The 26,709-nt window shown below is 39.2% G+C and carries 19 protein-coding genes; 9 read left to right on the top strand and 10 right to left on the bottom strand.

The window, feature by feature from the left end:
• Positions 1 to 120 precede the first annotated feature (120 nt).
• The 3 genes from ssb to AC1M9M_RS04850 form a co-directional block, all read right to left on the bottom strand.
• Positions 121 to 696 (bottom strand): single-stranded DNA-binding protein, encoded by a 576-nt coding sequence (ssb, locus tag AC1M9M_RS04860; RefSeq protein WP_481591864.1) that lies wholly within the window; start codon positions 694 to 696, stop codon positions 121 to 123.
• 51 nt (positions 697 to 747) lie between these two features.
• Positions 748 to 2,112 carry an MFS transporter gene (locus AC1M9M_RS04855; RefSeq protein ID WP_481591863.1) on the bottom strand — a complete coding sequence of 455 codons (1,365 nt, stop codon included), beginning with the start codon at positions 2,110 to 2,112 and terminating at the stop codon, positions 748 to 750.
• 173 nt (positions 2,113 to 2,285) lie between these two features.
• Positions 2,286 to 3,371 (bottom strand): DUF475 domain-containing protein, encoded by a 1,086-nt coding sequence (locus tag AC1M9M_RS04850; RefSeq protein ID WP_179999088.1) that lies wholly within the window; start codon positions 3,369 to 3,371, stop codon positions 2,286 to 2,288.
• A 317-nt stretch (positions 3,372 to 3,688) separates the two neighbouring features.
• Between AC1M9M_RS04850 and tenA the strand changes: the two genes are divergently transcribed.
• The 4 genes from tenA to AC1M9M_RS04830 all read left to right on the top strand — a co-directional run bounded on the left by tenA (position 3,689) and on the right by AC1M9M_RS04830 (position 8,619).
• The gene (tenA, locus tag AC1M9M_RS04845; protein ID WP_481595762.1) at positions 3,689 to 4,363 is read left to right on the top strand and encodes a thiaminase II; all 675 of its coding nucleotides are present in this window, start codon (positions 3,689 to 3,691) and stop codon (positions 4,361 to 4,363) included.
• Between the two features lie 172 nt (positions 4,364 to 4,535).
• The gene (locus tag AC1M9M_RS04840; RefSeq protein ID WP_481595761.1) at positions 4,536 to 4,907 is read left to right on the top strand and encodes a hypothetical protein; all 372 of its coding nucleotides are present in this window, start codon (positions 4,536 to 4,538) and stop codon (positions 4,905 to 4,907) included.
• Between the two features lie 255 nt (positions 4,908 to 5,162).
• The gene (gene uvrA / locus AC1M9M_RS04835) at positions 5,163 to 7,994 is read left to right on the top strand and encodes an excinuclease ABC subunit UvrA (protein ID WP_481595760.1); all 2,832 of its coding nucleotides are present in this window, start codon (positions 5,163 to 5,165) and stop codon (positions 7,992 to 7,994) included.
• Positions 7,995 to 8,106: 112 nt separating this feature from the next.
• Positions 8,107 to 8,619, top strand: a complete 513-nt coding sequence (locus AC1M9M_RS04830) for a hypothetical protein (protein ID WP_035265770.1) — start codon at positions 8,107 to 8,109, stop codon at positions 8,617 to 8,619.
• A gap of 194 nt (positions 8,620 to 8,813) precedes the next feature.
• Here the strand turns inward: AC1M9M_RS04830 and AC1M9M_RS04825 are convergent, their stop codons facing one another.
• Together AC1M9M_RS04825 and blaOXA are read right to left on the bottom strand one after the other, a co-directional pair.
• Positions 8,814 to 10,520 carry a GGDEF domain-containing protein gene (locus AC1M9M_RS04825; protein WP_481595759.1) on the bottom strand — a complete coding sequence of 569 codons (1,707 nt, stop codon included), beginning with the start codon at positions 10,518 to 10,520 and terminating at the stop codon, positions 8,814 to 8,816.
• A gap of 487 nt (positions 10,521 to 11,007) precedes the next feature.
• Entirely contained in the window at positions 11,008 to 11,901 is an 894-nt protein-coding gene (gene blaOXA, locus AC1M9M_RS04820) for a class D beta-lactamase (protein WP_481595758.1), read from the bottom strand.
• A gap of 823 nt (positions 11,902 to 12,724) precedes the next feature.
• Between blaOXA and omp33-36 the strand changes: the two genes are divergently transcribed.
• Positions 12,725 to 13,672, top strand: coding sequence for a porin Omp33-36 (gene omp33-36, locus AC1M9M_RS04815; protein WP_481595757.1), 948 nt, complete (start codon positions 12,725 to 12,727; stop codon positions 13,670 to 13,672).
• Positions 13,673 to 13,735: 63 nt separating this feature from the next.
• On the opposite strand, the gene AC1M9M_RS04810 is transcribed toward omp33-36, so the two are convergent.
• The 4 genes from AC1M9M_RS04810 to AC1M9M_RS04795 all read right to left on the bottom strand — a co-directional run bounded on the left by AC1M9M_RS04810 (position 13,736) and on the right by AC1M9M_RS04795 (position 18,799).
• The gene (locus tag AC1M9M_RS04810; protein ID WP_481595756.1) at positions 13,736 to 15,706 is read right to left on the bottom strand and encodes a BCCT family transporter; all 1,971 of its coding nucleotides are present in this window, start codon (positions 15,704 to 15,706) and stop codon (positions 13,736 to 13,738) included.
• A gap of 225 nt (positions 15,707 to 15,931) precedes the next feature.
• Positions 15,932 to 16,621, bottom strand: a complete 690-nt coding sequence (locus tag AC1M9M_RS04805) for an ion channel (RefSeq protein ID WP_481595755.1) — start codon at positions 16,619 to 16,621, stop codon at positions 15,932 to 15,934.
• Positions 16,622 to 16,758: 137 nt separating this feature from the next.
• Complete coding sequence (locus tag AC1M9M_RS04800) at positions 16,759 to 18,465, bottom strand: cation acetate symporter (RefSeq protein ID WP_180028478.1); 1,707 nt, start codon at positions 18,463 to 18,465, stop codon at positions 16,759 to 16,761.
• A gap of 1 nt (position 18,466) precedes the next feature.
• Complete coding sequence (locus AC1M9M_RS04795) at positions 18,467 to 18,799, bottom strand: DUF485 domain-containing protein (protein WP_035265779.1); 333 nt, start codon at positions 18,797 to 18,799, stop codon at positions 18,467 to 18,469.
• 183 nt (positions 18,800 to 18,982) lie between these two features.
• On the opposite strand from AC1M9M_RS04795, the gene AC1M9M_RS04790 reads away from it, so the two are divergent.
• Together AC1M9M_RS04790 and AC1M9M_RS04785 are read left to right on the top strand one after the other, a co-directional pair.
• Positions 18,983 to 22,474, top strand: a complete 3,492-nt coding sequence (locus AC1M9M_RS04790; RefSeq protein WP_481595754.1) for a hybrid sensor histidine kinase/response regulator — start codon at positions 18,983 to 18,985, stop codon at positions 22,472 to 22,474.
• A 425-nt stretch (positions 22,475 to 22,899) separates the two neighbouring features.
• Entirely contained in the window at positions 22,900 to 23,667 is a 768-nt protein-coding gene (locus AC1M9M_RS04785; protein WP_481595753.1) for a hypothetical protein, read from the top strand.
• Positions 23,668 to 23,728: 61 nt separating this feature from the next.
• Here AC1M9M_RS04785 and AC1M9M_RS04780 read toward each other — a convergent pair whose 3' ends face one another.
• A complete protein-coding gene (locus tag AC1M9M_RS04780; RefSeq protein ID WP_035265788.1) occupies positions 23,729 to 24,379 on the bottom strand; it encodes a response regulator in 651 nt (216 codons plus the stop codon).
• Between the two features lie 376 nt (positions 24,380 to 24,755).
• Between AC1M9M_RS04780 and msuE the strand changes: the two genes are divergently transcribed.
• Together msuE and sfnG are read left to right on the top strand one after the other, a co-directional pair.
• Positions 24,756 to 25,493, top strand: a complete 738-nt coding sequence (msuE, locus tag AC1M9M_RS04775; protein ID WP_035265789.1) for an FMN reductase — start codon at positions 24,756 to 24,758, stop codon at positions 25,491 to 25,493.
• A 29-nt stretch (positions 25,494 to 25,522) separates the two neighbouring features.
• On the top strand, positions 25,523 to 26,632 hold the full coding sequence (gene sfnG, locus AC1M9M_RS04770) for a dimethylsulfone monooxygenase SfnG (protein ID WP_035265790.1): 1,110 nt from the start codon (positions 25,523 to 25,525) through the stop codon (positions 26,630 to 26,632).
• The last annotated feature ends 77 nt before the right edge of the window (positions 26,633 to 26,709 follow it).

The following is a 26,709-nucleotide window of genomic DNA, read 5'->3' as shown; positions in this document are numbered from 1 at the left end:
TTTACTATATCACCATAAAAACAAAAAACCCTTTGTTATACAAAGGGTTTTTAACTATTTAATTCATTGTTAAATAATAAAAAACATTAAAATTTAACAAAAACTACTCTCAGGTATGTGTCAGAACGGTAAATCATCATCTAAATCAGATGGTGCTGTCGCCATTGGCTTCGGCGCTGGTTGATTTTGTGGCTTTTGGAAGCCTTGGTTAACGTTGTTATTACCATAACTAGCTTGGTTACCATAACCGCTACCTTGATTATTATTGTTATAACCACCTTGGTTGCCATAACCACCGCCTTGGTTGTTATTAAAACGTGGTTGATTATAACCTTCACCACCATTTTCACTTTGCTGACGATTATTAGAATCTAACATCTGCATTTGTTCGCCACGGATTTCTGTCGTGTAACGCTCTTGACCATTTTGGTCTGTCCACTGACGGGTACGTAAAGAGCCTTCAATATAAACTTTTGAACCTTTACGTAAATATTGCTGTGCAATTTCACCTAAACGATTATGTAAGACGATACGGTGCCATTCTGTTTGTTCTTTGCGTTCACCTGAGTTTTTATCTGTCCAAGATTCACTTGTTGCAATTGAAAACTGCGTTAATGAACCACCATTGGGAAATGTTTTTGTCTCAGGATCTTTACCTAAAGTACCAACTAAAATAACTTTATTCACGCCGCGCATGTGCTCTAATCTTCCTATTCGATTCTATGTTTTACTTTATAAGAGTTATGATTAAATGGCTACCTCTTTACCCAACAAGTGCGTTAAATGTTGTCGCGCAGTGTCATCTAACTGCTGCTTATCAACTTTGACATAGACCACTTGTTGATCAGTCATCACCACGACCTCTTCAATACCACGAATTGCCAGTAACTGAGAAGTCCATTCATCTGTTTCTTGGACTTTGGGCAAACTCAAAATCAGTGATGATAAATAACGTGGCTGCTTTAATCCAAAACTAATCAACAGCCAAAGAATGGCAATTCCTGTCAGTACCCCCCAGCCTAGAGCAGTGTTATTTAACATCAGCAATTGACCACCCAGTATACCACCAAAAAAAGCACCTAAGAATTGACCACTGGCATTCACACCCATTGCTGTCGCTTTGGATTGGATAGGTGCTGCCTTCGATAACCAAGATGGCAGTAGTGCTTCCATCACATTAAAGGCAATAAAGAAAAGACCTAAACCAAGCAACAAAATGTATTTCGATTCAAATCCAAAAATCATCACGATCAAACCGGCGATGATCCCAGCAATCGCAGTCAGAAAAATACCTCGCATTTTTCGATATTTTTCAGCAAGAATGATACTAGGAAAAGCAAAAAATAAACTGATTACCAATAAGGGAAGATAGATCAAACCATGCTCAGCTAAAGGAATATCTGCAAAGTCAATCAATTGAGAAGGCACATAGATGAACATCGCCGTCAGCAATAAATGCAAAGCAAACACAGAAACATGTAAGCGATTTAAATCGCCCATTTTCAAAACTTGTTTTAGCTGAGTGAGATAACCTTGCTGAAAATTTTTATGATGACGTGTTGTTTTGGGAACAAGAAATAGCATTGCAATGGCAAGTAATCCCATGAGTGTGGTCACCCAGAATAAGCCTGAAATACCCACCACGCTGGTCAACCATGGCCCTAAACTAAATGCAATAACGAAAGAGAGACCAATACTCATCCCCATCATTGCCATCGCCTTCATACGATTTTCTTCACGCGTAACATCTGCCAATAACGCCATGACGACAGCAGAGACAGCTCCACCCCCAGCTATTGCACGCCCTATAATCACACCATAGATTGTGTCTGACATTGCGGCGATTGCACCACCCAAGGCAAACAGCAATAAACCCAATACGATCAGCGGCTTTCGGCTATAACGGTCTGCAATCAAACTAAAAGGAATTTGTAGTATTGCCTGAGTCAAACCATACACACCTACGGCCAAACCAATCAAAGCAGGTGTTGCATATTCATAAGCCTGTCCCGCAACAGAAAAGACCGGGACAATCATAAACAGACCTAACATTCGCAATGCAAAAATGCTGCTCAATGCAAATGTGGAACGGCGTTCTAAGGCATTCATCATAAAATTTAGGTTATCGCGTGATTTCTATGTCTACTTTGATTATAGAATATTCGGCTGATGAACAGGCATGAATTTTATTTGAAATAAAGATCAACACCATCTGTTTTCCCTAGAGCAAAAGCTTTAAGCCAAAAAAAGCACAGCTTATGCTGTGCTTTTTTTGATGTATTCATCTAGCCTTGTAGCGCTTGACGCTTCTTATATTGAATAGATGCAATCACTGCCCAAACAATAAATGCTACACCAATCAGACCTGTAACCACTTCAGGAACATGTACGCCTGTACCACTCGCAATCATAATGAAAGCCAATGCACCAATTGCATAGTGCGCACCATGTTCTAAATAGATGTAAGCATCTAAAGTGCCTTTCTCAACGAGATAGATGGTAATCGAACGAACAAAGATAGCACCAATCGCAAGACCTAACATAATCACCACAACATCTGAGGTAATCGCAAAAGCACCAATCACACCATCAAAACTAAATGATGCATCCAATACTTCTAAATACAAGAACCCGCCGATACCTGCTTTGACTACGCCTGTTGGCACACCATTACTATCGTGACCAATTGCATTACCATTTTCATCAATTTCAGGCTCACCACCCAGCAAATGGCTCAGTACTTGTACCCCGATATAAATGACGATGCCCCAAATACCCGCCATAGTCACGACTAAGCGTTTAGCTTCATCAACATTAGCAGCCATGATCAGTAAAGCCACTAAAGCAACAAATACAGATAGTGCAGGTACAGATGCCAATTTCGCTAAACGACGCTCAATCCATTTGAACCAATGCGTGTCTTTACCATCATCCAAGAAAAAGTTAAGGAATACCATCAATAAGAATGCACCACCAAATGCTGCAATTTCAGGATGATGATTCATCAGTCGTGCCGAATATTCTTTAGGGTCATTTAATGCCAAATTGACAACTTCCATCATGCCCATATCCGCTGTGACCGCGACGATCACAATTGGGAAGATTAAACGCATACCAAATACTGCAATGAGAATACCCACAGTCAGGAAAAGCATTTTCCAAAAGTGATCCCAATGACGAAGCACTGAAGCATTGACGACAGCATTATCAAAAGAAAGTGAAACCTCCATCACAGCTAAAATTGCAGTGATGGTCAGTACGGTGAACATGGTCTTGAGGCCAGCTTCTGGACCATGGGTATAACCCCAATAGGCAGACAGCGCAAGACACACGATCGTGAATACGATAGAGAAACCAAAATGTTTCCACATAATCTAGCGACCTTATAAAAAATGAGGTGAATCAATAAAAATTTTACAAAACATAAACTTAGGATTTTTATATGACGAATATTAAGTGAAGTCTGTGCTTAGTGATTTGTAAAAATTCTATAAATTGAATGTCTGATCTCTAGCGCTAAAAGACACTCAATTAAACTGTGCTAATTATGACGAGTTTTCAAAATTTATCCAAAGTTCTTCGTATGATTTTTTTGTTGAAGATGATGTATCGCTCAAGCTAGTTTTGTAACGACAAATTGATATGATCTTAGCTGATACCTAGAGATGATTTTATTCAGGATGGATTTATGCGTTTTTCAGAAGCCGTTTGGCAACGAAACTACGATTTATATCAAAAAACATTAGCACTCCCTTTTAACCAAGAACTGGCGCTTGGAACACTCGATCGAGAAGCTTTCTGCCATTACGTCATTCAGGATGCGCATTACCTGGTTGCCTATGGTCGAGCATTGGCTATTTGTGGTGCTAAAGCATATGAATCCGATGCCATTATTCAATTTACGCAAGGTGCTAATGAAGCAATTGTGGTTGAGCGTGAACTGCACAATGGTTTTATGCACGAATTTGGCATCACTAAAGCTGATTTTGAAAATACACCTTTGACTGCTGCTTGCCATCATTACACCTCATTTCTGACAGCTACTGCATGGTCAGAGAGTTATCCTGTCGTTTTAGCTTCATTACTGCCGTGCTATTGGATTTATGCGGAAGTGGGCAAAGACATTCTTAAACGTAATATTGCAAATAATCCTTATCAAGCGTGGATTGACACTTATGCTGGCGAGCATTTCAACGAAGAAGTACGCAAAGTCATTGAAATTATTGACCGAGTTGCGGCAGAAAGCGATCAACATACCATTGAAAAAATGCATCAAGCTTACACACGGGGAGCTGAACTCGAATATTTATTCTGGGATAGTGCCTATCATCAACGTCAATGGTTAAGCCTAGATCACTCATGATGCTATCACCTGCATAACCAAATTAAAGGTCGGTGATCTAAACTGCATTGCCGACTTTCAGGATCATTTCGATTTAAATGGATTTAAGACTGGATTTTAAAGCAAACTTCAAGCACAATTATTATTGATAATAATTCTCATTATCATAAATAAAATTTACTTGAGGTTTTCTATGCAACATTCACTGGGAACAGAAGCAATCCGTGCATATTTCACTTTACAATGCTGTTGGTTAAATAATGAAGAAGTTTATTTAGAAAAAGGCTGTACACACTGTGGATCTGCTGCCACATATCTCATTTATTTTACCAATCATCATATTCAAAATTTAATGCTCGACTTCATTGCTCAATACTCTTGTTCAAGCTCTATACGTTTTGATTTTCTAGATTTACAAAATTTCGAAGCGGAATATAACGATTTTCTTCAACACTTAGAAAAAGAAGTGAATTTTTACGCACGTCAACATCATGCTATTGAAAGACATATATGTTTTGAACAGGTGGACTCTATTTTCGAACGTCACTATTCACGTGCTTGCTGATCAATATTCACCCGAAATTCACTTATACTTAACATCCTATGGCTCATCATGACATCAAATTTGCGAATTGATTCTGTCTTGTTCATCTATTTAAAATCAGATTGCAGGAGCTCTCAAAGCACTTTACATTGGACTTTTGCTGTTCAATGAAATTTTACCGACATAATTTGTCGTGTTTTATTCTTCATTTGTGCTTGAACAAAATTAAATCGCTATCATATATCACCTTCACTCAGCATATTTTCGAGATGTTTTATGAGCCAAAGTCATATCCGTATTCGAGGCGCACGCACCCATAACTTAAAAAATGTGAACCTTGATATTCCACGCGATAAATTCGTGGTGATTACGGGACTTTCAGGTTCAGGTAAATCTTCACTGGCTTTCGACACCTTATATGCAGAAGGTCAACGTCGCTATGTGGAATCTTTATCTGCCTATGCACGCCAATTCCTATCCCAAATGGAAAAACCTGAAGTCGATTCGATTGAAGGTTTAAGCCCAGCTATTGCCATCGAGCAGAAATCAACCAGTCATAACCCACGTTCAACGGTCGGTACGATTACTGAAATTTATGACTATTTACGTTTGTTGTATGCTCGAGTGGGTACACCCTACTGCCCTGAGCATGACTTGCCGATGGTGGCACAAACCGTGTCGGAAATGGTTGATGCGGTTAAAGCACTTGAAGAAGGTACAGCTTTATTGTTACTTGCTCCTGTTGTACGTGAGCGCAAAGGTGAATACACCAATTTATTTGAGCATTTACAAAGCCAAGGTTTCGTCCGTGCACGTGTAGACGGTGAAATCATGGAAATTGATCCACCGCCTGAACTGGATAAGAAGAAAAAACATACCATTGAAGTCGTGGTCGACCGTTTTAAAGTCCGCGATGACTTAGGCAACCGTATTGCAGAAAGTTTTGAAACCGCACTGCGTTTAGGTGGTGATATTGCTATTTTGTCATGGATGAAAGGCGAACAATCTGATCGTGTGTTTTCAGCAAAACACTCATGTCCTGAATGTGACCGTGCCGTTGCCGAATTAGAACCTCGTCTGTTTTCTTTTAACAACCCATTTGGTGCTTGCCCGGTCTGTGATGGTTTAGGGACACGCAGCCATTTTAGTTCTGACAAACTCATTCCAAACCCTGAAGTCAGCATTAGCCAAGGGGCAATTCGTGGTTGGGATCGTCAGCGTCCATACTATTACAGCATGATTGAAAAAGTCGCTGCACATTTCGACTTTTCTCTTGATACGCCGTGGAATGAACTTGATGCGGAAACCAAAAAGAAATTCCTTTACGGTACAGGCAAAGAAAAAATTGATTTAAGCTATATCGATGAACGTGGTCGCCGTCATAACCGTGTGATGGCTTTCGAAGGGGTTTTACCACATTTAGAACGTCGTTACCGTGAAACTGAATCAAACTATGTACGTGATGATTTAGCTCAGTATTTATCGAATGCTGCATGTGATGCTTGTGGCGGTTCACGTCTCAATGAAATTTCACGTCATGTGCGTGTCAAAGACAAAACCATTGCCGAAATCACCAAAATGTCGATTGGCGATGCCGAAAGCTACTATCAAGACCTGAATCTTGAAGGTGCCAAAGGTGAAATTGCCGATAAGATTTTTAAAGAAATCCGTGAGCGTTTGCACTTCCTTGTATCAGTCGGTTTGAACTATTTAAGTCTATCTCGTTCAGCCGAAACCTTATCAGGGGGTGAAGCACAGCGTATCCGTTTGGCTTCGCAAATTGGTGCAGGTCTTATGGGCGTCATGTACGTGCTGGATGAACCATCAATTGGCTTGCATCAACGTGATAATGACCGTTTGCTTGAGACTTTGGTTCGTTTACGTGATCTCGGTAACACTGTCTTAGTGGTAGAGCATGATGAAGATGCCATTCGCGCAGCCGATCATATTATTGATATTGGTCCTGGTGCAGGTGTGCATGGTGGTCATGTCATTGCTGAAGGAACGTACGATGAATTGGCAGCCAATGAAGACTCTCTGACCGGTAAATACCTTTCAGGTAAGTTAAAAATTGAAGTGCCAAAAACGCGTGTGCAACCGCCAAAACCTGATGAGCAAATTAAACTGATGGGTGCATGTGGTCACAACTTAAAGAATGTTGATCTCACCATTCCTTTAGGTGTGATGACCTGTGTGACGGGTGTATCGGGTTCAGGTAAATCGACTTTAATTAACCGTACTTTATTGCCACTTGCTGCAACACAATTGAATGGTGCAACGACGTTAACGGCAGAAAAATTTGATTCGATTGATGGCTTACAATTCCTCGATAAAGTCGTGGATATTGACCAAAGCCCAATTGGACGTACACCGCGCTCAAACCCTGCAACCTATACAGGTTTGTTTACGCCAATTCGTGAACTCTTTGCTCAAACCCCAGAAGCCAAAGCACGTGGGTATGCCGCAGGTCGTTTCTCGTTTAACGTGAAAGGTGGTCGCTGTGAGGCTTGTGAAGGCGACGGTATGATTAAAGTGGCGATGCATTTCTTACCGGATATGTATGTGCCATGCGATGCCTGCCACGGCAAGCGTTATAACCGTGAAACTTTGGAAGTCGGCTATAAAGGTAAAAACATTTCTGACGTACTCGAGATGACCGTTGAAGATGCAATGCATTTCTTTGATGCGATTCCTGTCATTCATCGTCGTTTAGAAACTTTACATCAAGTTGGTTTAGGTTATATCCGTTTGGGTCAGTCGGCAACCACGCTTTCAGGTGGTGAAGCACAGCGTGTGAAACTTGCGCGCGAACTTGCCAAACGTGATACGGGTAAAACCCTGTATGTGCTGGATGAACCAACCACAGGTTTGCATTTCCACGATATTGCCAAACTTTTAGATATTCTTCATGAGCTACGCAATAAAGGTAATACCATTGTGGTGATTGAGCATAACTTAGATGTGATTAAAACTGCCGACTGGATTGTGGACTTAGGTCCTGAAGGTGGTGCTGGTGGCGGTATGATTATTGCTGAAGGTACACCTGAAGAAGTAGCGAAAAATAAGGTTTCGCATACGGCGAGATTCTTAAAGCCGATGTTGAAATAATCTCCCCCCTTACGGATTAATGCTCCTCATCTTTGAAAAGGAGGGTTAGGGAGGTTTCAAAATAATAATTTATTATGCTAATACGGTGATTCATTCACCGTTTTTTATTCTTATGACTTTATTAGAAATATTAGATACAGCTATTAAAATTGGTTTAGGTGCGCTCATTACAGGGATCATTACTTATTTCAATCAAAAGGCAAATTTGAAGGCACAACAAAATAAGGAAAACAAAGAATTTAATCGTAATCTTTTAACAAAAATTTCTTCTGATATAGAGGAAATAAATCATTTAATTTTAAAAATTTGGGCTATATTTGATTTTGAAATTAAAAAGCCTGTATTAGATAAAGAAGTAATTAGCGACAGACTCTCTCCTCTGCGAGAAAACCTATTTGATGACTTTAATCTATTAAGTAAAAATGAAGGGCTTTTACTTTTATATGACTATAAAGATCAACAAGAAATATTGAGAAGATACGGTGAACTTGTAGGTGCTTTTAATTCCTATACATGTTTTCGTAAAGAATCTGTTTCAATTGAGAAAACTGCTGAATATAAAGCAAGTATATTAGAGACTAGAAAACAACTTTATCAAAGTTTAAATAAAGCCATTCCTAAATAATTTTTAACTGAAATCCAATCACATGAAAGCGACCTGGATGTCGCCCGTTTGATTAAGATATAAGGATGTATCCTCAATCAAACAAAAGCATTTTGCCTACTTTTTTCTTTCAAAAGTAGGAAACTACTACGCAAATTTAATAAAAAATCTAACTGACAATTGAGGACGTGATTACAGCCAATATTCACATAATCTTAGCTTGAAACCGTATTGCGTCCCTGCGCTTTCGCTCTAAATAATGCTTGGTCTGCCTTAGCAAATAATGCTTTCCAAGAATCAGCACCTACCGCAACACCCACACTGATCGAAACCGTAAATGATTGACCTTGCTCATCTGTAAATTGTAAATCACCAATACCCTTACGCATCTTTTCTGCAGCACGTAACCCATGTTCAAGGTCTAAATTTTCAATCAACACCAAAAATTCATCCCCACCAAAGCGAACGACTAAATCAGTTGATCGAACATTATGACTTAAACAATTTGCCACCTGCTGAATGACTTGATCCCCTGCCACATGACCATACTGATCATTAACCTGTTTAAAATAATCAATATCTACAATCATCAAACACGTTTGGGTAAACTTATTGGGCTGAGCTTCCATAAGTTTGGTATAGGCTTCTAAAGCAAAACGATTTGAAACACCTGTTAATTTATCAGTATTGGCAATATTCTTTAATTCAAATTCAAACTCATCACGTTGATGCAACATTTTCTGAAGTTTTTGCATCGCTTCGTGTAATGAATATACTTGCTTCTGCTGATCTTCAATAAAATGACTATCGACCAAAGCATTGGCATACGACAATTCAACTAATTTATCTCTCACCATGATAAGCGGCGAAATAACTTTACGTTGAACATAGATCATCGTAAATAAAGCAGCCAATAGTGAAATTAAAGAGACTATCAACGTGAGTAGGAAGTTCAATTGATTCGCGTCTTTTTCTGACTTTGCGATTTCAACGCTCTTATTGAGCAAATAGTCTTGTAAATCGATAACTGTTAAGAATTTACCAGATACAGCTACACTTAATTCAGTCCCTGATAAAAAATAAGGTTGTCCCTTTCGGCTTTCATCAATTAATTGCATGATGATAGGTAAACCTTGATCAATAAACTGAGTTTTCACTTCTTGGTGTAAGCGAGCGAATTCAGCTGTACGATGGCGTTCGGGTTGGATGGTATTCACTAAATCCCACAAATAGCGAACTTGTTTTTGCGTTTGTAATGCGCGTGCAATATTGTCACTTGGTAACGGCTGCTGAAATGTCACATGTGCAGTTACATTTGAAGCAACACGTCCAGCCTGATCTCGCAAATCAGCCAACACCAAAATCATGGTGTAATAATGCCCCATCGAACTGTCTTTACTTTTAGACTGCATTACCAGTTTTTTCAGTAAATCATGGCTGCTATCCCACGCATTAAACATTGTAAGAATAGCTTGATCTAAAGCTTCAGGCGTACGCTCTGCAAATGGCAACGAAATATAGTGATCGACTTGTTTGCGACCTTCCGCTAATTTTGGATTTAGGTATTGAGCGACGTACTCTTCTAACCCATCATATCCAGACTGATCTAATCGATGAATCGAGACCTTAATTTGTTCATCTACTCCCGCGCGATACTCAATAAGCGCTTGTTTATTTTTTTCAAACTCTTCTTGTGAACTCGACATTGCCATGTTCGCAGGGCCACGCTCGCGTGAAATACGGTTCGCTAGAGCAGCAACAGCTCGAAGATTTTCAATTTCAATCAATGCTATTTGTGATTTCTGATATTCGCGATAATGGCTAATGACCAATGGGATTGAAATACAGAGGATAGATAAGACGATAATCATCACGAACACAAATAGGCGGCGACCAATTTGCTCGGAATGTGATTTTAACATCCAAACTACCTCTAAAATAAAAGACCGTATGAAGCGGTGAGATTTATAAAATTTCTTTGAACTTGGTTATATTTTACAATATAACCATGCTTAAAAAGCACTTAAAGCACAAGTTTTTATTTAAGAAACAATGTGATAAATATCACACTATTGTAATGCCGTAATTTTTTTTGTTTAATATTTAAATTATTTTTCCACCAATATACAAGTGATATATTTCGCAGTATTTAATTTTTTTGAATTAAAAACAGATGATTATTTTGATCACTTAATCAGCATCGAAAAAATAGATCACGCGCATAATATTTAATCATTATACAAACTTCATCCTTTAAACCATAATACTTACATCGCAAAGACACTGATTCATATCAGATTTGCTTAATGAATTTTGTTCTACCCTCGGATGTTTCTCCCACATACAGAACATCCTTTTTCAGCCCAGCCATCCCAATCGGCTGGGTTTTTTTTATCTTTTATATGACTTTTAACGTAAATAATGAAATAAACCAAGTCGATCTAAAATATCTAAAGTGATTTCCTTCCGTTGCTGAATTTTATCACCATTTTTCATTTCTAAATTTAATGCAAAGGCGGTGACTTGACCGCTGGCTTGTTCTACAAAACCCACATACCAGCCCACCTGAGGCTCAATATCCATTCCCCAACCACTTTTGGCATATAGCTTATTCGCACCACGTGATTCGACATACATCATGTCTCTTACATCTTGTTGTACATCTCTACGAAACGGCAATGACAACTGTGCCAATCTATAAACAAATTTAACTTGTTGATCAGGTGTAATCTCTAGAGGACCTTTTAACCAAAACTGATCTATCTCATCCCCGACTTTTGCATTTCCATACTGAATTCGAATTAATTCCTGTTGCATCAATGTTGGTCCAATACGGTGTGCTAAGGCTTGATACACAGGTACAACAGATGCTTGTAAGGCCTCACCAAGCGTAAAGTCACGTTGCCAACTATCAAATGAACGCTTATTTCCATCCCATTTAAACACTTCATACCGAGTTGATTTATGATGTTCTAATCCAATCAAAGCATTCACTATTTTAAAAGTAGATGCAGGGATAAAATTTTCTTTTGCTCTTGTTCGATCAGAACCGTAAGTTTTAACGTGTTTGCCATCATAGGTGATAAATACACCTTGAATATTTTGCTGATTAAATAGGGTCTCAATATGATGCTGATTCTTTGATTCACTGCTATTCAGCATTGAATCATCTTTTAATTCGTATGCTTTTGTTCTCGGATTAATATGATCTAAGGCCTGGCAGGCAGATAAAAAAACAGACGTTAAAACAAGTGCAACAACGTAGATTCCTTTCAATTCAATGTTCCAATTTGACCAATGCATTTAATTCAATTTTGACTGATTATTTCCAATTTTTTTTGTCTATTTTTAACACTTTTTTTAAAAATAATATTTACATGTGCAATATGCTGGTGCATAATGCCCCACATTAGGGCGAGATAGAAATATACCTCAGCAGAATTTCTGTATTTCCCTCAAGTTTTGGCGAAAAAACCTAGTTTTCTATGAAAACTAGGTTTTTTTTTGCTCAGTATTGATAAAGAATACACCCAGTTATGCACCATAATGGTGCAAATAAATATAAGTTAAAAAAAAACCCAGCCTTGGGGAAAGCTGGGCATATAAGAGAAATAACCACTATAATATTTAGTAAATCTAAAAGGCAGAACTCAATTTATTTAAATATAAAAAAAAACTTAGTTAACGAGCATGTAATTATGTGAAAATTAACTTAAATTGCAAACATCGCAACCCTTTGAAATTCCGAATAGACCTAACACTTTACTACCAAGTAGGTGAAAAAAGTCACATTATTTATTTTCAAATGAGTTAAAATTAAACGAAAATCTTAAATTTCATGTAAATTAACATTTTCTTTATACGTTTTATCCGATTCTAATAATCTTTTTTTTGTATAATTTCGATGCAATTTTTTAAGCTTAATCGACGTTGAAAATCTCCTTATCACATTGTTATTTTTGAATAAAATGTTCAAAAATTCATGTTCTTAATCTTCTTGTATCAAGACATAACACACAAAATAAATTTAGACCAGCAGACTATTACCTTAAAGATCATTGACTTAATACATTGTTACAATACAATATTTACTGCATATTCATTCGACATTTATTTGGTAACTATTATGAAAAAAATTAGTTTAGCCACTGCTTTATTAGTAGCAATGACTGGGGCACACGCATATCAAGTTGAAGTACAAGGGGCTGCTGAATACTTTGATGACTCATTGAACAATGATAACTACACTGGTTCTGTACAAGGTACTTATTACTTCAAGAATGTTGACTCAACTAAAGGTCCTTTAGCTGAAGCGGCTTTCTTAAATCAGGCATCTAATGTATCTGTGGCTTATAATTTCGGTGAATATTCTGCTGATATTAAAGTACCTGCTTACGGTATTAATGAAGAAGTTAAAGCAGAACAACATAACTACGGTGCTAAAGCTGAAGCTTACATCCCAACTAAACTTATTCCTTTATATGCAAGCGCATCATATAGCCACTCAAAAACTGATGCTAAAAATGATTTCACTGCAAACAACCCATTAAACCACCCACAAGTTGCTAAATTAGCAGATGGTAACGGCGATCGTTATGCTTTAGAACTTGGTGCAATGTTACTTCCAAACTTCTTAGTTGCTGTAGGTTATACAAGCGTTGCTGATCAATACTCTTTTGATGTCTTTAAAGCAATCAACAACGGCAGCGTATTCTCAGCACTTGAAACAGGTACTATTGCTGAAGATCAAGATGCGATCACAGCTCGTACTAAATATGTAGGCGGCATCACTGATACAAATATGTCTGTTGGCTTTGAAGCTGGTTTAGTATACGGTGAAGACACACTTTACCAATTAAAATCTGACCTTTACTTCAATCCACAGTTAAGCGCAGGCGTTTCTTATACTGAATCAAGCTTTAATGACACTCCAAGCTCAGCTATCGGTGCTAACGTAAACTACTTCATCACTCCAGCTGTAGCTGTTGGTGCAAGTTATGTAAATGCTAACGCTGAAAATGGTTCTAGCCGTGATACTGAAACTGTTGGCTTAAATGCTAAATTCCGTTTCTAATAAATTATTAGATACAGAATCAAAAAAGGACGCATAATGCGTCCTTTTTTAATCATTCACTATTTACTCAGGGCTACGAATTACACTTAAGAAATGTAAATGTCTTTCGTATTGATCAATGACATCTTGAATTAAGTCTTCTTGTGTCCAGTCCATTACATCATAGGCCTGTCCACCCTCTCTTAAAAACACTTCCGCCTGATAATAATCCTGCTCAGTCACCATTGTATCTGGCATAAAGCTCGGTGGCGTTGTTCTTTGTGACATCACTTGATATACGAAATTCAACTCAGCATGATGATCTACCCTCAACTCTACACCTTCACCCAATCGATTTACACTAACCTTAAACTGTCTTCTCTTGAACTCTTTCTGCACTTGCTCTAATGCTTGAGATACTTGAGATTCAATAAATACATCAACCTCTTCCTTAGAATGAGGATAGTGCATAATCAATCCTAAGCGTTTTTGCCAACTCCGTGGTTGATGAATCGCTCGAGGTGTAATTCTCGCTTCTTGCAAAGCATTCATTTTAATTAAATCTACTTTTAAGGCTTTGAGTAATCCCCAACAAATAAAGAGCATAATGACGGAGAATGGCAATGCACTCATGATGGTTGCAGATTGTAAAGCACCGAGCCCACCGACCAATAATAATACAATTGCCAATACCGCCATAAGCACAGTCCAAAAGAGTCGTTGCCATGTCGGTGAACCTTCACCTGTGGCCGTCAAATAGTCTGTAACTAATGCACCTGAATCCGCTGAAGTGACAAAGAATAAAATAACCAGCGATGTTGCCACCACACTCATGATTGAAGCGAGTGGTAAGCTATTTAAAAATTCGAATAATGCAACGGAAGAATCCTTCTGTACTGCTAGCATCAGTGCTTCATTGCCTTCTTGCATAATACTGAAGAGCGCAGCATTCCCCATAAAGCCCATCCAAATGAGTGTAAATCCAGTAGGAATCAACATAACTCCAACGATAAACTCTCGAATAGTTCTTCCATGTGACACACGTGCGATAAACATCCCGACAAATGGTGACCATGAGATCCACCATGCCCAATACATAATCGTCCAACCACCAATCCAACCATTCGGTTGATAAGCATATAAATTAAATGTCATGGTAAAGAGATTAGAAACATACTGACCCATGTTCTGAATTGTGGTTTGCAAAAGATAAATGGTAGAACTCGCGAAGAATACAAAGAGCAATAAACTTATTGCCAATACCAAATTCAACTCAGACAACCGTTTAATTCCTTTTTCTAAACCTAGAAAAACGGACAATGATGCCAATGAACTGACGATAATGATCAGTATCACTTGAGTACTTGCTGATTGAGGAACATCAAATAAATAATTCAAGCCTGAATTAATTTGCGTTACACCAAAACCCAATGTTGTCGCCACACCAAATACTGTTCCAATCGTGGCAAATGTGTCTACGGCATCCCCCATTGGACCATGAATTTTTTTTCCAATGATCGGATAAAGCGCGGAACGTACTTTTAAAGGCAATTGATGTCGATAAGCAAAATAGGCCAAGGACAATCCAATCAATGCATAGATTCCCCATGCATGAAGTCCCCAGTGGAAGAAAGTCACTCGCATCGCTTGCTGCGCTGCCATAACCGTTTCTCCATCACCGACTGGCGGAGAGACATAATGCATTACAGGTTCTGCTACCCCAAAAAACATCAGGCCAATCCCCATACCTGCGGTAAAGAGCATGGCAAACCAAGAGCCATTACTGTAACTCGGTTGGCTATGATCTGGACCGAGCCTGATTTTGCCGTAGTCAGAAATTGCGATATAAGCCAGCACGATCAGAAATATGGCAACTGCTAAAACATAGAACCAACTAAAAGAATCCGTAATCCATTGGTTCAGTTGCTGAGTAACTAATTCAAAACCATTAGGAGATAACACCACAGTGGCCAAAAATACAAAAATGATGAGTACCGTGCTGATAAAAACACGTGGATTTACATTTGAATACCATGAAGGATGCTGAGAAGACATAATTCCCCTATATATTTATTTTTCGGTGAAACGCTTCAAACTGGATAAAACGCTATATGAATTGAGATCATTTATCCTCAACCTCATATAAAGCCGGGTTAGTTTCATCAAAAACAGAATAGAAAATCGACTCAATATCGAGGGTTGGAGATTATTTTTTGATCTAAGTACTTATTATTCATGATTTTGCAGATGAATGCCGTTAGCAAGATGTAACGTTCTGTTTTAATCATCCTGATGCTTTGGCAAATGAGCAATGTATTGCAGTGCAACTAAGCGCGAAACAATCAAAGCCAGATACATGACTCCACTAAACATTTGAATCATGGCAATCAGTCTCGCCAGCGAACTCAAGGGCATAATATCTGAAAGACCTGTTGCCGACTGAATACTAAAACTGAGAAACAACAAATCTAACCAACTATGTTGAACAGATTGTTCAGGCGTTATGCTAAAACTCAGTGGGTCATATAGCTGGCAGATGCTATATAAAAATGCGAAGCTCCATGCAATTAAAGTAAAAACAGCTGCTGCCGCAAATAATTCATCTTTGGTCAAATAGCGGTCTTCGAACATATATCGAACCAAACCATAAGCCGCTGTCGTATACGCGATAACTTCAAATACATGCGCTGTAATTTGAATATAGGCTTGATGATATCCAATCAGAATCAAGAAAGAAAAAATGAGAGCTCCTAATACCCCAAATAAACCTACAGCACTAAAAATTGGGGTCATTTTGATGACTTTAGCAATAATAAGAAGGACTAAAGCGCCGAGAATCCAAGTCATGGAGCGATAAGCCAAATCATGACTTGATATCACTGCGAGGAATAAAATCAGCAGCTGTAAAATCAGTAGACACGCGGATGGTAAACGTACGAGATCACGTATCACGCGGCATATTAAACTCATCTCAACTCCAACTATTTTTATTGTTTTGTTTGAATGAAAGCATAGCGGACAGTTGATGACTTGTATGTCATTTAAAATAGAAATTTGGTAAAGAAAAAAAGCCCCTTAAAGGGGCTTTTTATCATGATCAGTATGGTTTAGTGGTCTGACGCACCAGAAATACCAATACCTGTTTGTGAACGTACAAACTGTGCATCAAATGCTTTACGTTCTGCTTGCGCTTGTGCAGAATTGTCTGTCACAGAGAACAACCAGCAGAAGAAGAATGCTAAAGGCATCGCAAATAATGCAGGACCGTTATATGGATTAATTGGTGTATCAGAAATACCAAGCGTATCTACCCAAACTGCTTTAGAAAGTACGATGAGTACAACCGCTAAAACTAATCCAACAACACCACCGGCAACTGCACCACGCGTTGTTAAACCTTTCCAGAACATTGAAAGTACAAGCACTGGGAAGTTTGCACATGCAGCAACAGAGAATGCTAAACCTACCATGAAGGCAACGTTTTGTTTCTCGAACAAGATACCCAAGATCATCGCAAAGATCGCAAGACCTAAAGTCGCGATTTTAGACATACGAAGTTCAGATTCAGGTGTAGTTTGTCCTTTTTTCAATACGTTCGCATATAAGTCATGTGAAATTGCTGAAGCACCTGACAACGTTAAACCTGCAACAACTGCTAGAATCGTGGCAAATGCAACCGCTGAAATGAAGCCCATGAACAAGTCACCGCCTAAAGCATCAGACAAGTGAACCGCAGCCATGTTATTACCACCAACAAGCTCTAGCTTGCCAGTTACTGCCATTTTCGCAATATCAAGGAATTGTGGGTTGTTCGATACATAGAGAATCGCACCGAAACCAATGATGAAAGTTAAAAGATAGAAGTAACCGATAAAGCCTGTTGCAACAACAACTGATTTACGTGCTTCTTTCGCATCTTTTACTGTGAAGAAACGCATGAGGATATGTGGTAAACCAGCTGTACCAAACATCAATGCTAAACCAAGAGAAATCGCATCAATTGGGTTTGATGCCAGACTACCTGGTCCCATGATTTTGGTTGCATCATCTAAGGTTAAATCATGTACTTTAGAGAAGACTTGAATCGATTGCTCGAACATATTGGTGAAGCTAAAGCCAACGCCTTTCATCACCATAAATGCCATGAAGGTAGCACCTGACAACAACATCACTGCCTTAATGATTTGCACCCATGTTGTCGCTAACATACCGCCAAACATAACGTATGCCATCATGAGCAGACCGACGATGACGACAGCAATGTTATAGTTCAAGCCAAACAGAAGCTTGATCAACTGACCAGCGCCGACCATTTGGGCAATCAAGTAGAATGCAACAACAACAAGAGAGCTTAACGCTGCCAGTGTGCGTACAGGTTTTTCTTGTAAACGGAATGATACAACGTCAGATAAATTGTATTTACCCAAGTTACGCAAACGCTCTGCTATCAAGAAAAGTACGATAGGCCAACCTACCATGAAACCAAGTGAATAGAGTAAGCCATCGAAACCTGACAGGAAAACCATCGCAGAAATACCAAGGAACGATGCTGCGGACATATAGTCACCAGCAATGGCTAAACCATTTTGGAAACCAGAAATTCCACCGCCTGCGGTATAGAAATCTTTGGTGTTTGTGGTTTGTTTAGCTGCCCATTTGGTAATCCCCAGCGTTGCACCGACGAAAATCAAGAACATGATAATCGCAGGCCAATTTGTTGCTTGTTGTTCTGCTGCACCTAAATCAGGACCTGCAAATGCCAATCCAGATAACATTGCAGTCCCTGCAAATGTGAGTAAAGAATTCCATTTCATCTTAGTGTAGTCCCTTCTCGTGAGTGATGGCTTCAACTTCGCGCATAGCTTCTTCGTTTAATTGATCGAGCTTATTGTTGGCAATGTACGAATACACACCACATAACAAGAAAGACAGCACGATGATGCCTAATCCTAGAGGGATACCCCAAGTGGTTACACCACCTGAAAGCGATGACAATAAAAACTCTTTGTTATAGCCAACTAAAAGCATAAAACCAACGTAGACAAACAGCATAATGCCTGTCAATGTCCAGCTCAGTGTGCTTTTCTTTTTGACCATTTCTTTGAATTTGGGATTCTGTAGAATTTGCTCTACTTGTCTCTCATCCATAAACAAGACTCCATATGAGACCCAACCGTAGGTCATTTTTTTTATTTAAATTATTCCGATTTTTAAATTAGCAAGATTTTGCATTGGTTGTAATTTAGACTTTGGTCGCTAAATTTTGATCAATTTGAACGTGACAGTTCATGGATGCGTTATCATTACACGAGATTCTCAAGTGTAAGTCCTATGAACAGTTGGTTGATTATTGGGGTACTCGCCCTCTACATCCTCATCCTTTTTATTTGCGCCTTTTTTGGTGAAAAACATGCCAGTCGGCTCAGCCCACGTGGACGCATGTTATTGTTTAGTTTGACCTTAGGCGTGTACTGTTCGTCTTGGACATTCTACGGCGCAACGGGTGCTGCTGTTCGTGAAGGGATCATTTTCCTTCCAATCTACTTAGGCCCACTTCTGTTTGTCTGGTTTGGTTATGATATTTGGCGTCGCTTAGGTCGAGTACGTCAGCACCATGCTATTTCCTCAATTGCTGACTTTGTGGCAGCACGTTATGGCAAAAGCGGACCTCTCGCCTCACTCGTCACCATTTTAGCCGTGATCGCCATCATTCCTTATCTTGCCTTACAACTGAGAGCCATTGCACTCAGTGCATCCGTGATGTTGCAACAAGATTCAGAAGTGATGAATCTGACCACCAATGGTGTACTTGCACTTACAGGGGTTCTAGCAATTTTGGCTATGATGTTTGGTACACGTCAGATTGCCAACACCGAACAGCATGGCGGTTTAATGCTGGCAGTCGCTTTTGAATCCTTTGTTAAATTATTTGCACTCCTCTGTGTCGCTTTTTTCTTTTTATTTGAACGCCCCGAAAACCTCATTCAAGTTTCCGCAGACGTATCCAAAACCTTCCATGAAATTCAACTGATGGGCGTGCCAGATACCTTTTGGATTCAAACACTTTTAGCAGCATTAGCGATTATATGTTTGCCACGCCAGTTTCATGTTGCTGTAGTTGAATTACGTGATGAAAAACATATTCGTGGTGCGCGCAGATGGTTTGCCGCTTACATCATTTTAACCGTTGTCGCGATTATTCCGATTGCAAGTTGGGCACTTCATGCTGCACCAGAATACATGGCAGTCCCTGATGTTGCCGTGCTGTCACTGCCTTTGAGCTATAACCAAGAATGGCTGACGCTCTTAGCATTCCTTGGAGGATTTTCGGCTTCAACTGGTATGCTTTTAGTCTCATCAGTCGCACTCTCAATCATGCTCAGTAACGACTTGATTATGCCTGCGCTATGGCGCTTGGGTTGGATTTCTCGTCATGACAAGCGTTTACCTCGAATGCTGAAATTCACACGTCGCGTATGTATTTTGGCGGTCATGCTACTTGGATTCTTGTTCTTCCATTTCTTTAATGACATTGATCAGCTGTCAGTATTTGGTCTTTTGGCATTTAGTGCTGTTGCACAGTTTGCACCTGCACTTATTGGGGGGTTGTACTGGCGTGGTGGAAGTAAGCAAGGGGTCTATGCAGGTCTCATCGTTGGTTTTGTGATGTGGAGTTACACACTGCTCTTACCAACAATTTTAAGAAGTTTACCAGATGAATATTATCAATTTACTTATTCGTTTCTGATGTTTGGCCCTCTGGGATTTGACTTATTAAAGCCTGAAGCATTACTTGGTTTTGAATCATTTGCGCCATTAACACATGGTGTAATTTGGTCACTTGGCTTAAATATCGTGCTCTACATCTGGATCTCACGAATTTATCGTCCAAGTATTGCTGAGCAAATACAGGCAGAAAGTTTCTTCTATTACGAAACAAAACCCCTACAAACGCAACAAACCTCAAATGAAGTTAATTATTTACATCATGATGTCGCACGATTAAAAGTGGGTGACCTGATCACGCTTGCCAAACGGATTACGGGTGAAGGTCCGACCATGCATGCGTTTAATCAATTCTGCTTATCCAATAATGTGATATTAAACGAAAACAGCAGTGCCAATGGGATGTGGTGGCGTTTCACTGAACAATATCTTGCTGGCACAATTGGAGCTGCATCGGCACGCACCCTACTCACTACAGCCATGGTTAACAATGGATTAGCACTTGGACAGGTCGCTAATATTCTAGACCAGGCATCACAATGGCAACGCTTTAACCAAAATCTAATTATGACCATGATCGACCACATGACCCAAGGGGTAAGTGTTGTCGATGAAAACATGTGTTTAGTCGCATGGAATAATCAATATCTTGTGTTGTTTGATTATCCAAAAGATTTGGTATATGTGGGCTGCCCAATTGCAGACTTGATCCGATACAACGCAGAGCGCGGTGAATGTGGACCTGGTTCCGTTGAAGAGCACGTACGTAAACGTATTCATTGGATGAAAGTAGGTAGCGCTCATGAGTTTGAACGTATTCGAAAAGATGGTCGTGTTATCCAAATGCGAGGAAATCCAATCGAAGGCGGTGGCTTCGTGACGACATTTGCTGATATTACGGCATTCCGAGAAACTGAAGCACTACTTGAAGGACGCGTTCAAGATCGCACTCAACAACTTGCCAATGCCTTGGCAGAACAACAATTGGCACGTGAACAAGCTGACAAAGCCAATATGTCAAAAAGTCGATTCATTGCTGCAGCAAGTCATGATTTACTTCAACCTATGCACGCTGCACGGTTATTCAGTACGGCATTAGAACAAAGCATTCAAAATGAAGAAGATGCTAAAACGCTACAGCAACTCGATCGTGCCTTACATGGTGCAGAGAGTATGCTTTCTGCATTATTAGACATTGCACGTTTAGAAGGTGGAACAATACAACCTAAACGACAAGCCTATCCATTACATGACCTATTGAGTGACTTAGAACTACAATTTAAATCAATTGCAGCACAACGAGCGATCTCCTTCCGAGTGCATGACGTGAAGTTCTGGATTGATACAGATCCTCAATGGATTCGCCGTATTATTCAAAACTTTGTCAGTAATGCCCTAAGATACACAGCAAAAGGTCGTGTAATTGTTGGGGTGTTACGTTCAGCAGAAAGAGCAAACCATATTCGTATTGGTGTTTGGGATACTGGTCCAGGGATTGCTGAACAACAACGTATTAAACTCTTCCAAGAGTTTGAACGTTGTGGACATACCTCGCCATGGGGTGAACAAGGTTTAGGTCTTGGACTCGCCATCGTTCAGAGAATGACCAGCATGTTGGGTTATCCTGTGCATGTGTATTCCGAGTTGGGTAAGGGTTCATGTTTTATGATTGAAGTCCCACTCATCGATGCACCAAAGGTTGTGACCGCACCAGTTCAAGCCACACCATTAAAATCTGCAGCGTATAAAATTTTATGTTTAGACAATGATGAAACTATTTTAGAAGGCATGGCAACTTTGCTTACTAAATGGGGTTATCAAGTGTTTAAAGCCACAGAACCTGAACAAGCGCTTGAGATTATTCAACAAGAGAACATTCAAGTTTGGTTGGTCGATCAACACCTGAATTCAAATAAAATAGGATTAGATTTTATTGTAGAACAGCGTCAAGAAAATGTGCCTGTGGCATTGATTACAGCTGATTCAGATCCTGAGCTTCCGCAAAGACTCAAAGAGCTGAATATTGTCCTATTGAAAAAACCTCTCAAACCTGCCTCTCTACGTTCATGGTTATCAGGTTTAAAAATTTCAAAATAAGATTCGAAATAGTCATATTTTGATACATTCATCACCCAGTTTTTCCAAGAAAAGCTGGGTGATTTTTATACATATTCACACCGTACTTTACAATGATTGGCAGACCTCAGCTTTAGAGGTGGCAAAAGAGAACAAAATAAAGCTAAAAAGAGCATTGGCAATTGACCAAAAAAATCAAAGTCCGATTTTCTATGGCAAAACACATCAAAAGTTGAAATATCATTTAAAACAAATAGTTACAAGTTTACTAACATCATGTTTTTAGATGACAAATTTACTCATCAATTAAAAATTAATACTTTAGTCTTATTCTTATTGCAATCAACATAATTCTAAATCTAGCCATCAGCACATCTTCTTTCGATTAAAGAAATCAAAGTGCCTCAAATTTTCTCGAGAATAAAAGTACCAAATGGAGTCTTGCAATGAACATTTCAGAAGCTATGCCACATGGTTTAGATCGTAATCACGAATTTCATCGCCAATATGGTGCCAATGCAATTTTGCCTGAAATCAAGTGGCAAGAAATTTTTCTATCTACATCCTTAAAAAATGTACATGTACGTGCCTTGGAACAGATTTACCAAACTGCAGTACCTTTGGCTTTACAGGTTTTTGAACAATTAAAATTTGATGTATTTACACCAGCAGCTTATCACCCTCAAGGCTTAGGTTTATTTGATAAATTGGCACAACAAGAAAATCAACTTATTCAACGTTTAGCATCAGAATGCCGAGATTTAGATGAACATACGCGTCATCAAGTGTGGAGTATGTTGTTGCGTGGTGGTGCCGTTTTGGTCTTTAAAGCTTGGCTTGGTAAAGTGAAAACTGGTGAAAATACGCTGGATACCACGCAGTTTGATGAAATTTCAGATTTACTCTTCATCAAAACACCGCCGCTTGCACTCGCAGAACAACTGGGCATCGATGCATATGCAGATTTCGATCATATTTTTCTCATGTATGGCAATGAGGTATTTTTAGATCGTTTTAATGGACTTGAAACGGCTGCACTCTTTGTTGATCTGAAAGTTTATGATGCCGCTTTTTTAAGTCTTAGAGATGATCGCGTTGCAGAATATTTAAAACGCAAGGGCTATGTAACACAAGATCAAATTGATGAACTTCAATGTGCACTCAATCCTCTATATTGTAATGAGTTGACACCTAAACAGGACTGTTTAGCCTAAAGTAGATACGCATCGAAAAAAAGACCTTTGATTAGGTCTTTTTTTCAAATCTAAGAATCAATTAAACACGTTTTTCTTCGATGTTTAATGCATTAATCGCTAATACAGCCTGAGTACGATTTTGAACGCCTAATTTACGGAAAATCGCGGTCACATGCGCTTTAATCGTTGCTTCAGAAACATCAAGTTCGTATGCGATCTGTTTATTCAACAAACCTTCCGCAACCATCATTAACACTCGGAATTGTTGTGGTGTTAGAGATTGAATACGTTCTGCTAAAGCTGTTTCATCTGCAGCACGTGGATCAAAGTTTAAATTCGCAGGCAGGTTTGGTGGTAACCACATATCCCCTTCTAATACCTGACGAATCGCTTCACCAATGTGACTTGGATGCGCTGATTTTGGAATATAGCCCATTGCACCATGTGCAATCGAGCGTTGAATAATTGAAACTTCTTCATGCGCCGATACGACAATAATTGGTAACGATGGATACTGTGCACGCACATGCACCAACGCTGAGAAGCCTGATGCACCTGGAAGATTCAAATCTAAAAGCACTAAATCTGGTTCAGGACCTTTTTCTAAACGTTCATAAAATTCATTAACAGCAGCTGTTTCATGGATTTGGGCTTGCGGTAAGCTGTAACGAACTGCTTGAATTAAAGCATGACGAAACAGTGGATGATCATCAACGATTAAAATATTCATAAGCGAGGCGAGAGATCTCAAACACAATCAATATACTAACTGTGCTATAGCTGTTAAGGATATATAAATATTAACGAATTTTTGCAGAAAATGTCGGGCTAAATCTTACAAACGCGATTTTTTTATGTAATTTTGAAAATTCGATAAGCACATCACTTTTAAATATAAAATTTATTCAAATACTGAAATAGCTTATTCATAATCATAAATATAAGTTTATTCAGTTATTTATCACTAATTTATATCTCAAGAAGATTAAATTCCCGCTATATACGCAAAAATGATATTTATTATTATTTTGCTTATTTTACAGAATAAGCATTAATCCACATAAATAGTGCATCCGAGATTAATTTTAAATTTTTAGGTTTGTACTATGTCTACTGCTCAACAAAAACCATTAAATATCGTTGCTGTCTCTGGCGGTCTAAATAATCCTTCAAAAACTGAAGCGCTTGTTCAAGCGATTTTGGATGAGTTAGGTGAAGCAACACCTATTAATGTGCATTTTATTAAATTTAGCGAAATCGGTCATTTATTAGGTGGTGCCATTTATCGCAATCAGCTGCCGCAACGTGTTCAAGATGATCTTGCTGCTGTTGAAGCCGCGGATGCATTGATTGTGGGAACGCCCGTATATCGCGCATCTTTCACAGGTTTATTTAAACATTTCTTTGACTTTGTAGAACAAACTGCGCTGGTTGATGTGCCTGTATTACTAGCTGCATCAGGGGGCAGTGATCGCCATGCCTTAGTACTTGAGCATCAATTGCGTCCTTTATTTAGCTTCTTCCAAGCACAGACTTTGCCAATTGGAGTTTATGCAACTGATCGTGATTTTACGCCTGAATACACCATTCACAGTGAACTATTACGTGCGCGCATTACCTTAGCCATTGCTCGTGCTTTACCAATTTTAGAGTGGGCACCAGCCAAAGGTAAACGTGCTGAGGTTGTGAAAGATAAAACCCAACAAGCCAATCAAAACTTGGGCATTAACAAACAAATCGAACAAGAAGAAGTATTGCCTTCAGCAGCAGTACCAAGTTTAGATGCAGCAGAGTCACGCTTGCATCACAAGAATAATGCTGCCCCAAAAATTGAAGTGGCATAAATATAATTGAATCAATGAGGGTATAAGCCATGTCTAATGCAGAAAAACAAGCGATTAAATTTGCCTATTGGGTTCCAAATGTCAGTGGTGGTCTTGTCGTCAGTAATGTTGAACAACGAACAGACTGGAGCTACGACTACAATGTTCGACTCGCGCAAGCTGCTGAAAAAAGTGGATTTGAATATGCTTTGACACAGATTCGATTCACGGCAGGATACGGTGCTGAGAATCAGCATGAATCTGTAAGCTTTAGTCATGGCTTATTGGCAAAAACTGAAAAGTTACGTGTAATCGCAGCAATTTTACCAGGCCCTTGGAAACCCGCGCTGGCGGCTAAACAGCTCGCGACAATTGATCATTTAACCAATGGTCGTATCGCTATTAATGTTGTGAGCGGATGGTTCCGTGGTGAATTTGATGCCATCGGTGAAGAATGGCCTGAACACGATCAACGATATGCACGTTCAGAGGAGTTTATTCGTAGCTTAAAAGGCATTTGGACGCAGGATAACTTTAGTTTTGATGGAAAATATTATCAATTTAAAGACTACACCTTGAAGCCAAAACCTGTTCAAAGCCCACATATTGAAATTTTCCAAGGGGGTAGCTCGCGTGCCGCACGTGATATGGCATCTCGTGTTTCTGATTGGTATTTCACCAATGGAAACACGCCTGCTGAAATTAAAAAGCAGATTGATGACATCCGTGAAAAAGCCAAGCTGAATCACCATCAAGTCAAAATTGGGGTGAATGCCTTTATCATTGCTCGCGATACTGAAGAGGAAGCAAAAGCTGTACTTCAAGAAATCATTGACAATGCAAATGTAGAAGCAGTCAATGCCTTTGGTGATGCAACTCGTGAAGCTGGTGCCGCAACTCAAGAAGGTGAAGGTAACTGGGCAAAATCAACATTTGAAGATCTTGTCCAATACAACGACGGGTTCAGAACAAATCTCATCGGTACACCGCAACAAATTGCTGAACGTATCGTTGAATTAAAATCAGTTGGTGTGGACCTGATCTTATCTGGCTTCTTACATTTTATAGAGGAAGTTGAATATTTTGGTGAAAAAGTACTGCCTTTAGTTCGAAAACTCGAAGCTGAACAGCAACAACACATCACCGCTAAATCAGCTTAATTGGTCTTCGATTAATTAACAACGATCTGAATGAAATCAGCGCTTTGTTCAGTCTTGTTTTGACCCTGATAACTATA

The sequence above is a fragment of the Acinetobacter sp. ANC_7503 genome (assembly GCF_056780035.1).
This window is presented reverse-complemented; position numbering and strand designations above follow the sequence as displayed.